Source organism: Ilumatobacter sp. (assembly GCF_049588435.1).
Classification (GTDB): Bacteria; Actinomycetota; Acidimicrobiia; order Acidimicrobiales; family Ilumatobacteraceae; genus Ilumatobacter_A.
This window is the reverse complement of sequence record NZ_JBAVYV010000062.1, coordinates 1-2,986: the sequence shown is the minus strand read 5'-3', so window position 1 is coordinate 2,986 and position 2,986 is coordinate 1. Positions and strand designations below refer to the sequence as shown.

Sequence of the window (2,986 nt, the reverse complement as noted above, 5' to 3'; positions counted from 1 at the left end):
CCGGAGGTGAAGGTCACGTCGAGCGTCGCGGTCACCGGCGTGGGGTCTTCGCAGTCTTCGACATCACCGAAGAGCGTCTGCAGGGCGACGACGCGGCCGTTCGGTGGGAGCGAGGTGCGGCGCTCCTCGACCGGGGCCGGGGTGAAGTGGTCGGCCACGAGCTGCTTGTCGAGGATCACGAAGTCGGTGTCGTCGTCGCGGGAGATCTTCACGTTGACCCGCCCCCGGTCCAGTAGATCCCGGGGATAGCCCAGCGATGCGACGACCTCCATCGGGGGCGGCGTCTCGGACTGGACCTCGACGATCCCCGTATCCGCGTTGTCCGACCGGGTGGTCGCTTCGCTCTCATCGCTCGTGCGGGTGTCGCCGACCGAGTCCGTCGCCGGGTCGCCGGTGGCAGACGGAGCCGCTGAGGATCCGCAACCCGATGCGAGACACGCGACGGCCAGCAGTCCGACGACCGGGTGCAGGGAACGGTGCACAGACGAACGGTACTCGGCGTCGAAAGGCGGGTTCGCGCGGCGCCGTCTGCTCGGCGGCGGCCGGTCCTGCGGCTGGTCGGCAGTAGGATGCGGGCCACGACCGCGTCACCTCGCACCGACTCTCTCGAAGGATTCCCGATGACCCTCTCCGCCGATCTGCTCGCCATCCTCGCCTGCCCGGAGGACAAGGGACCGCTCTACTTCGTCGAGTCCGAGGAGATGCTCTACAACCCCCGCCTGCAGCGGACGTACGCCGTGCGTGACGACATCCCGGTGATGTTGATCGACGAGGCGACGACTGTCGATCAGGCCGAGCACGATCGCATCATGGGCGTCGTCGAGGCGGGCGCGATCGAGCCCACCTTCGCCGTCGACTGAGACCGGCGCGGCCCGACGGGGTTCACCCGCTCGTCGGTAGACTTCGGACCCACTGGGCTGTTGCTGACCCGGACCTGATGGTCCCGGCCCGGTTCGACTCACACGAACCACCGGAGGTTTCACCATGTCCGAATCCACGTCCACCTCGTTCGCCGCCCGCAAGGACTGGCGCGTCGCCGATCTCTCCCTGGCCTCGTTCGGCCGCAAGGAGATGCTGCTCGCCGAGCACGAGATGCCCGGCCTGATGGCGCTCCGCGCCGAGTACGGCGAATCGAAGCCGCTCGCAGGAGCGCGCATCTCCGGATCGCTGCACATGACGATCCAGACCGCCGTCCTCATCGAGACCCTGACGATTCTCGGCGCCGAGGTGCGCTGGGCGAGTTGCAACATCTTCTCCACCCAGGACCACGCGGCGGCCGCCGTCGTCGTCGGCCCGACCGGCACGGTCGAGAATCCCGACGGGGTCCCGGTCTTCGCCTGGAAGGGCGAGACGCTCGAGGAGTACTGGTTCTGTACCGACCAGATGATGACCTGGCCCGACGCGGCCGACGGCACCAGCTACGACGGCCCGAACATGATCCTCGACGACGGCGGCGACGCCACGATGCTGCTGCACAAGGGCGTCGAGTTCGAGAAGGCCGGCGAGGTCCCCGACCCCACCGAGGCCACGAGCGCCGAGTTCGCGATCGTGCTCGGCCTGCTGCAGCGCACGCTGAAGTCCGACCCCCAGAAGTGGACCCGCATGGCGAGCCACATCGAGGGCGTCACCGAAGAGACCACAACGGGCGTCCACCGCCTGTACGAGATGATGCGCAAGGGTGAGCTGATCTTCCCGGCGATCAACGTCAACGACTCGGTCACCAAGTCGAAGTTCGACAACCTCTACGGCTGCCGCCACTCGCTCGTCGACTCCATCTCGCGTGCGACCGACGTGATGATCGGTGGCAAGACCGCGCTGGTCCTCGGATACGGCGATGTCGGCAAGGGCTGCGTGCAGTCGTTGCAGGGCCAGGGCGCTCGTGTGATCGTCACCGAGATCGACCCGATCAACGCGCTGCAGGCTGCGATGGAAGGCCTCCAGGTCATGCCGCTCGACGACTGCATCGGCGACATCGACATCTTCGTCACCGCATCGGGCAACTTCAACCTGATCACGAGCGACCACATGCAGCAGATGAAGCACAACGCGATCGTCTGCAACATCGGCCACTTCGACAACGAGATCGACATGGCCGGCCTCGCCCGTTCGGGTGCGACCCGTGACGAGCTGAAGCCCGGCACCGACGTCTGGCGCTTCGACAACGGCAACCAGATCATCGTGCTCGCCGAGGGTCGCCTCGTGAACCTCGGGTGCGCCACCGGTCACCCGAGCTTCGTGATGTCGTGCTCGTTCACCAACCAGGTGCTCGCGCAGATCGAACTCTGGAAGAACACCGACCAGTACCCGCTCGACGTGTACGTGCTCCCGAAGCACCTCGACGAGAAGGTCGCCCGCCTGCACCTCGATGCGCTCGGCGTCAAGCTCACCCAGCTCACCGACGAGCAGGCCGAGTACCTCGACATCGATCCGAGCGGCCCCTACAAGCCCGAGAACTACCGCTACTGAGCCGTTCTCGTGAACTGTTTGCGCGCTCCGTGCGCGAACAGTTCACGAGAAGCATGGTTTGGTCGGCCCGGCTGTCGGCGGTGGGATCAGCGGGGGACCACGGCGGTGGTCTGCACCGGGTCGGACATGCTGAGCGGTGGCAGGAAGACCTGTGCGAGCGGGCCGATGGCCAGGGCGAACACGATGGTCCCCACACCGATCGCGCCACCCAGCGCGATGCCGATGAGCAGCACGATGACCTCCACGCTGGTGCGTGCGGTGCGGATCGAGATCGAATGGCCGGCGACCGACTGTCGGGCGAGCCCTGTCATCAGACCGTCACGCGGTCCGGGGCCGAGTCCGGCGCCGATGTAGAAGCCGGACCCGATCGCCACGATCACCACACCGCCGAACATCATCGCGACGCGCACCGGGAGGGACTCGACGTGGCCCAGATGCGGCAGCGTCAGGTCGACCACGATGCCGATCACGAACGCGTTGAGGATCGTGCCGAGACCGGGTTGCTCACGCAGTGGGATCC

3 protein-coding genes and 1 pseudogene are annotated in these 2,986 nt (G+C 66.8%); 2 read left to right on the top strand and 2 right to left on the bottom strand.

Annotated features, from left to right (window positions below; all coding sequences use genetic code 11):
• Positions 1 to 482: pseudogene (locus WBV89_RS02165) on the bottom strand (hypothetical protein); the annotation flags it as partial.
• Positions 483 to 620: 138 nt separating this feature from the next.
• On the opposite strand from WBV89_RS02165, the gene WBV89_RS02160 reads away from it, so the two are divergent.
• Together WBV89_RS02160 and ahcY are read left to right on the top strand one after the other, a co-directional pair.
• Positions 621 to 860 carry a Trm112 family protein gene (locus WBV89_RS02160; protein ID WP_423979698.1) on the top strand — a complete coding sequence of 80 codons (240 nt, stop codon included), beginning with the start codon at positions 621 to 623 and terminating at the stop codon, positions 858 to 860.
• A 124-nt stretch (positions 861 to 984) separates the two neighbouring features.
• Positions 985 to 2,466, top strand: coding sequence for an adenosylhomocysteinase (gene ahcY, locus WBV89_RS02155; RefSeq protein ID WP_423979697.1), 1,482 nt, complete (start codon positions 985 to 987; stop codon positions 2,464 to 2,466).
• Positions 2,467 to 2,552: 86 nt separating this feature from the next.
• Here the strand turns inward: ahcY and WBV89_RS02150 are convergent.
• The coding region (locus WBV89_RS02150) for a YczE/YyaS/YitT family protein (protein ID WP_423979696.1) at positions 2,553 to 2,986 on the bottom strand (434 nt) is incomplete at its 5' end.

Bases quoted from the DNA above. Each gene is read 5' to 3' on its own strand.
- WBV89_RS02160 (WP_423979698.1), top strand. From the start codon at position 621: ATGACCCTCTCCGCCGATCTGCTCGCCATCCTCGCCTGCCCGGAGGAC.
- ahcY (WP_423979697.1), top strand. From the start codon at position 985: ATGTCCGAATCCACGTCCACCTCGTTCGCCGCCCGCAAGGACTGGCGC.